Source organism: Streptomyces colonosanans, assembly GCF_001866645.1.
In the GTDB taxonomy this organism is placed as follows: domain Bacteria; phylum Actinomycetota; class Actinomycetes; order Streptomycetales; family Streptomycetaceae; genus Streptomyces; species Streptomyces colonosanans.
In genome coordinates, this window is the sequence record NZ_MLYP01000062.1 from 23,507 (window position 1) to 30,066 (window position 6,560).

At 72.4% G+C, this 6,560-nt stretch carries 5 protein-coding genes; all 5 read left to right on the plus strand.

Annotated features, from left to right (window positions below; genetic code table 11):
• Positions 1 to 59: 59 nt before the first annotated feature.
• The 5 genes from BIV24_RS24165 to BIV24_RS24185 all read left to right on the plus strand — a co-directional run bounded on the left by BIV24_RS24165 (position 60) and on the right by BIV24_RS24185 (position 6,401).
• On the plus strand, positions 60 to 1,550 hold the full coding sequence (locus BIV24_RS24165) for an MFS transporter (protein WP_071368532.1): 1,491 nt from the start codon (positions 60 to 62) through the stop codon (positions 1,548 to 1,550).
• A 185-nt stretch (positions 1,551 to 1,735) separates the two neighbouring features.
• Positions 1,736 to 3,523: a DEAD/DEAH box helicase gene (locus BIV24_RS24170; protein WP_071368533.1), complete on the plus strand. Its 1,788-nt coding sequence runs from the start codon at positions 1,736 to 1,738 to the stop codon at positions 3,521 to 3,523.
• A gap of 394 nt (positions 3,524 to 3,917) precedes the next feature.
• Positions 3,918 to 4,559 carry an IclR family transcriptional regulator gene (locus BIV24_RS24175; protein WP_071368534.1) on the plus strand — a complete coding sequence of 214 codons (642 nt, stop codon included), beginning with the start codon at positions 3,918 to 3,920 and terminating at the stop codon, positions 4,557 to 4,559.
• 110 nt (positions 4,560 to 4,669) lie between these two features.
• Positions 4,670 to 5,605 (plus strand): chorismate synthase, encoded by a 936-nt coding sequence (locus BIV24_RS24180; protein ID WP_071368535.1) that lies wholly within the window; start codon positions 4,670 to 4,672, stop codon positions 5,603 to 5,605.
• Positions 5,606 to 5,609: 4 nt separating this feature from the next.
• On the plus strand, positions 5,610 to 6,401 hold the full coding sequence (locus BIV24_RS24185) for a S16 family serine protease (RefSeq protein ID WP_071368536.1): 792 nt from the start codon (positions 5,610 to 5,612) through the stop codon (positions 6,399 to 6,401).
• Positions 6,402 to 6,560: the final 159 nt, after the last annotated feature.

Genomic DNA, 6,560 nt, shown 5'->3' on the forward strand with positions numbered 1-6,560 from the left:
GGGTCCGTCACCGTCTCCCGACAGGAGCTTGTCCCGGCAGAGCCCCTTACTCTGTCCGCATGGCTGCCCTCGAACCCCGCGACAGCGACAGCGACAGCGATGTCGCCGACGCTCCTCCCGTTCCTGTCGACGACCACGGCGACGACCGCACCGGCGGCGTCCTGAGCCGGCCGTATCGGGTTCTGAGTGTCGGCATCGTCTCGGTCGTTCTGCTCATCGCCTTCGAGGCGACGGCGGTCGGGACGGCGATGCCGGTCGCCGCGCGGGAGCTGGACGGGGTGTCGCTGTACGCCTTCGCGTTCTCCGGGTTCTTCACGACGAGCCTGTTCGGCATGGTGTTCTCCGGGCAGTGGTCGGACCAGCGGGGTCCGCTGGGCCCGCTGACCGCGGGGATCGGCGCGTTCGCTGCCGGGCTGGTGCTGGCCGGGACGGCGGGCACGATGTGGGTGTTCATCGCGGGGCGTGCCGTGCAGGGGCTCGGCGGCGGGCTGGTGATCGTCGCGCTGTACGTCGTCGTCAGCCGGGCCTACCCCGAGCGGCTGCGCCCGGCGATCATGGCGGCGTTCGCGGCGGCCTGGGTCGTTCCGTCGATCGTCGGCCCGCTCGCCTCGGGTGCGGTGACCGAGCACTTCGGCTGGCGCTGGGTGTTCCTCGGTATCCCGGTGCTCGTGGTGTTCCCACTGGTGATCGCCCTGCCGCAGATACGGCGGCGGGCGTCCGGTCCGGTGGGGGAGGGCACCCGGGAGGGCGCTGAGCAGACCTCCTTCGACCGGCGGCGCATCCGGCTGGCCCTCGGCATCTCGCTCGGCGCCGGGCTGCTGGAGTACGCCGCGCAGGACCTGCGGTGGTGGTCGTTGCTGCCCGGGGTGGCGGGCGTCGCGCTGCTGGTGCCGGCCGCACGGGGGCTGCTGCCGCGCGGCACGTACCGGGCGGCGCGCGGGCTGCCGTCCGTGGTGCTGCTGCGCGGGGTCGCGGCGGGCTCGTTCATCGCCGCGGAGTCCTTCGTGCCGCTGATGCTCGTCACCCAGCGCGGGCTCTCCCCGACACTGGCCGGGTTCTCGCTCGCGGCAGGCGGGGTGACCTGGGCGCTGGGTTCGTGGGTGCAGTCCCGGCCGCGCCTGGCGTCGTACCGGGAGCGGCTGATGACGTTCGGCATGGTGCTGGTGACCGCGGCCATCGCCGCCGCGCCCAGCGTGCTCTTCGACGCCGTCCCGGTCTGGACGCTCGCCGTCGTCTGGGCGTTCGGCTGCTTCGGCATGGGCCTCGTCATCGCCTCCACCAGCGTGCTGCTGCTGCGCCTGTCCGCCCCCGAGGAGGCCGGCACCAACTCCGCGGCCCTGCAGATCTCCGACGCCCTCTCCAACGTCCTCCTCCTGGCGGCGGGCGGCGCGGCCTTCGCCGCGTTGGGTGGCGGCGCGGTGGCCCACACGACGGCGACGGCCACCGGTTCCGCCGCGCATCCGGCCGCGTTCGCGGCGGTGTTCCTGCCGATGGCGGGGGTGGCGCTGGCCGGGGTCTGGGTCACACGGAGGGTGAAAGTCCACTCCTGAGGCGGCCGGGAGTTCGGCGGCGTGGACCTGGTCGCCCGGCGTCCGAGAGCGCTGCACGAGGCACATGTGACCTGAGCCCCATCCCCGAGTGACCCCGCGCCGTTCGCGCGTTGGCACCACCGGGCCGCCGGTAGGGTGGCCCGGTTGTCATACGTAGCCGAGCCCAGCACAACGAACCGGAGACCGTGACTACTACCGCCTCCTCCCACCATCTCTCTCCCGCCTTCCCCGGTCGCGCCCCCTGGGGCACCGCCAGCAAGCTGCGTGCCTGGCAGCAGGGTGCGATGGAGAAGTACATCCAGGAGCAGCCGCGTGACTTCCTCGCCGTAGCCACCCCCGGCGCCGGCAAGACGACCTTTGCGCTGACGCTCGCGTCCTGGCTGCTGCACCACCACGTCGTGCAGCAGGTGACCGTGGTCGCGCCGACAGAGCACCTGAAGAAGCAGTGGGCGGAGGCGGCCGCGCGGGTCGGGATCAAGCTCGACCCCGAGTACAGCGCGGGACCCCTCGGCCGGGAGTACCACGGAGTCGCCGTCACCTACGCGGGCGTCGGCGTCCGGCCCATGCTGCACCGCAACCGCGTCGAGCAGCGCAAGACCCTCGTCATCCTCGACGAGATCCACCACGCGGGCGACTCCAAGTCCTGGGGCGAGGCCTGTCTGGAGGCGTTCGAGCCCGCGACCCGCCGGCTCGCCCTCACCGGTACGCCGTTCCGGTCCGACACCAATCCCATCCCGTTCGTGGCGTACGAGGAGGGCAACGACGGGATCCGGCGGTCCGCCGCCGACTACACCTACGGGTACGGCTCCGCGCTCGCCGACAACGTCGTGCGGCCGGTCATCTTCCTCTCCTACAGCGGCAACATGCGCTGGCGCACCAAGGCGGGCGACGAGATCGCCGCCCGGCTCGGCGAGCCCATGACCAAGGACGCCGTCAGCCAGGCCTGGCGCACCGCCCTCGACCCGCGCGGCGACTGGATGCCCAGCGTGCTGCGCGCCGCCGACCAGCGGCTGACCGAGGTCCGCAGGGCCATTCCGGACGCGGGCGCTCTCGTCATCGCCAGCGACCAGGAGGCGGCCCGCGCCTACGCCAAGCTCATCCGTGAGATCACCGGGCACAAGGCGACCCTCGTCCTGTCCGACGACGCCGGTGCTTCCGGCCGCATCGACGAGTTCAGCGGCAACGACGACCGCTGGATGGTCGCGGTGCGCATGGTGTCCGAGGGCGTCGACGTGCCCCGGCTCGCCGTCGGGGTGTACGCGACGACCATCTCCACCCCGCTCTTCTTCGCCCAGGCCGTCGGCCGCTTCGTACGGTCCCGGCGGCGCGGCGAGACCGCGTCCGTCTTCCTGCCCACCGTCCCCGATCTGCTGACCTTCGCCAACGAGATGGAGGTCGAGCGCGACCACGTCCTCGACAAGCCGAAGAAGGACGGCGAGGAGGACCCCTACGCGGAGGAGGAGAAGCTCCTCCAGGAGGCCGAGAAGCAGCAGGACGAGGACACCGGCGAGCAGGACATGCTGCCGTTCGAGGCGCTGGAGTCCGACGCCGTCTTCGACCGGGTCATGTACAACGGCGCCGAGTTCGGCATGCAGGCCCACCCGGGCAGCGCGGAGGAGCAGGACTACCTCGGCATCCCGGGCCTGCTGGAGCCCGAGCAGGTGCAGTTGCTGCTGCAGAAGCGGCAGGCCCGGCAGATCGCGCACAGCCGCAAGAAGCCGGACACGGACGCCGACCTTCTCGAACTGCCCGCCGAGCGGCGGCCCGTGGTCACGCACAAGGAACTGCTGGAGCTGCGCAAGCAGCTCAACACGATGGTCGGCGCATACGTCCACCAGAGCGGCAAGCCGCACGGTGTCATCCACACCGAACTGCGCCGCGTGTGCGGCGGCCCGCCGAGCGCCGAGTGCACGGCAGGACAGCTGCGCCAGCGGATCGCCAAGGTCCAGGAGTGGGCCACGCGTATGCGCTGACGCCGGATGCCGTGCCCGAGCCGGTGCCGGGTCACGGAGGGCAGCGGTCGTCCTTCGGGCGCGGGGCCTGGGCGGCGCGTCGCGCCCGTATGGCGATGCAGCGCGTTGTCACAGCCCCGCGCCCCTTTCCATACCGCCGCAAACCGAAGTAGTCCGTACCGGCCACTGACCGGATTCTGGACGGAGCCTTCCGCTGAGCGAACCGGCTCGCTACTGTCACGCTACGCACACGCCCCGTGGCAGCGTCGCCGCGGAGCGCAGCCGTGTAGCGACTGAGTCCGGGAATCACCCCGGGCCGCCAGCCGATCGGCGGCCTCTGGCGCGTCGCCGACGGGCCCCGGCGGCACATCCGCAGAGAAGGGCCGCCGACCTCACCACTGAAGGAGTGGGCGTCGTGACCGCGGAGACTTCCCAGACGCTCGATCGAGGTCTCAGGGTTCTCAAGCTGCTCGCCGACACCGACCACGGGCTGACCGTCAGCGAGTTGTCCAACAAGCTGGGCGTGAACCGGACCGTGGTGTACCGGCTGCTCGCCACCCTGGAGCAGCACTCTCTCGTACGCCGCGATCTGGGTGGCCGCGCCCGGGTGGGGCTCGGTGTGCTGCGGCTGGGCCGCCAGGTGCATCCGCTGGTACGGGAGGCCGCCCTGCCCGCGCTCCGGGCGCTCGCCGAGGACCTCGGGGCGACCGCGCACCTCACGGTGGTCGACGGGGCGGAGGCGCTGGCCGTCGCCGTGGTCGAGCCGACGTGGACCGACTATCACGTGGCCTACCGTGCCGGGTTCCGGCACCCGCTCGACAAGGGAGCCGCCGGCCGTGCGATCCTCACGGCCCGCCGGCAGCACGTCACCGAGCCCGGATACACGCTCACACACGGGGAGTTGGAGACCGGCGCCAGCGGGGCGGCGGCGCCGCTGCTGGGGGTGACCGGGATCGAGGGCAGCGTCGGCGTGGTGCTGTTCTCGGACTCGATACCGGACGAGGTGGGGCCGCGGGTGGTGGACGCGGCACGGGAGGTGGCCGAGGCGCTGCGCTGATCCTGCTCGGCCTTCGGCGTCGTACGCCGTCACCCGAGGATGCGCATCCTCGCTCAATTCCGGCCGCTCGCCCGGTATTTCGGGCAGCCGTGACGGGGCAGACTCGACCCATGGCAGCAGAGACGGACCTGTCCCCTGTCCAGGAGCGGGCGGCGCGGCTCGCGGACGAGGCCGCCCGCGCCGCGGGTGTCCACCTCCGTACCGTGCGCGACGTCACCGGTATCGCCGCCGTGGCCGACTTCTTCAGCGACGTCTGGCGGACCCCGCGGCAGGCCCCGCCCCTGCCCGCGGAGGAACTGCACAGCCTGGTGCACGCCGGCGGGGCCGTGCACGCCGCGTACACCGCCGACGGGGACCGGCTCGCCGGGGCCTGCGTCGCCGTCTTCGGACCGCCCGCGGCCGCGGCCGCGTACTCCCTGGTGGCGGCGGCCGACCACGGTGTCGGGTACGCCGTGAAGCAGGCACAGCGCGCCTGGGCCCTGGAGCACGGCGCCCGCACCCTGCGCTGGACCTTCGACCCGCTGGTCGCCCGCAACGCCCGCTTCAACCTGGTCAAGCTGGGCGCGACCGGCACGGAGTACCTGGTCGACTTCTACGGCCCGATGGCCGACGGCGTGAACGACGGGGACGAGAGCGACCGGCTGACCGTGACCTGGGACCTGACGGCGCCCCGGCGGCCGTACGGGAGCGGCGACCGTGCCGCCGCATCCGTCACCGTTCCCTGGGGCGGGGCCGGGGGGACATCCTTGGCCCCCGACGGCGCCCCGCTGGCCCTGCGCGCCCGCGACGGGCGGCAGGTGTGGTGCCGCGTACCCGGTGACATCGTCGCCCTGCGCGCCACCGATCCGGCTCTCGCCCTGCGCTGGCGCCGCGCCGTCCGCGATGTCTTCACGGAGGCCTTCGCCGAGGGCTTCAGGGCCACGGACATGTCCCGGGACGGCTGGTACACGCTCACGCTCGCCGTTGGCACCTCGGCTTCGTCACGTCAGCTCTGTACCGGGGCTGACCGGCGCCCGCCGGAGGGTGACGTCTTCGCGTTAGATTGACTTCGTGCTCTCTCGCCTCTCGCGCCCCAAGGCCGTCGCCCTCTGCGCCCTGCCCGTCGCGGCCCTGCTCGCCACGGCGGCGTTCGCGCCGCTGCCGTTCTCCGTGGCGCAGCCCGGCATGACGGGGAACGTCCTGGGCACCAACAAGGGCGCCCCCGTGATCACGATCAGCGGGGCGCCCACCCGCACGACCAAGGGCGAGCTGCGGATGACGACGATCGTGGCGACGGGCCCGGACGTGCGTGTCTTTCTCGGCGACGTGATCGACGGCTGGTTCCGCACGGACCGCGCGGTGATGCCGCGCGACGCGGTCTACCCGAGCGGCAACACGCTCAAGGAGATCGAGCAGCACAACACCGAGCAGATGAAGCAGTCCCAGGACGCGGCGACCCGGGCGGCGCTGAACTACCTGGACCTCAGCGACAAGAACGTCAAGGTCACGATGAAGCTCGCGGACGTCGGCGGCCCGAGCGCGGGCCTGCTGTTCACGCTCGGCATCATCGACAAGCTGCAGGGCGACGGCCACGGCGGCGATCTCACGGGCGGCCGCACCATCGCCGGTACGGGCACGATCGACGCGTCCGGCCGGGTGGGTGCGGTCGGCGGCGTCTCCCTCAAGACGCAGGCCGCCCACCGCGACGGTGCGACGGTCTTCCTGGTCCCGAAGGCGGAGTGCTCCGACGCGAAGGCGGAACTGCCGAAGGGGATGCGCCTGATCCCGGTGACCACGCTGAAGAGCGCGGTCGACGCGCTGGTGGCGCTGGAGAAGGGGAAGGACTCGGTACCGAGCTGCTAGTGCCGCGGCAGGCAACGTTTGCCCGTTAAGGAGCGGCGTCTGGTGCGTTCCCCCACGCTCGGCTTCGCTCGCGCGGGCGGTGCCCCCACCGGCGTGCCGGACGGAAACTCTCGTACTGGACGTACCCGGCGAGTGGGGGTACCCCCTGCTCGAAGAGCT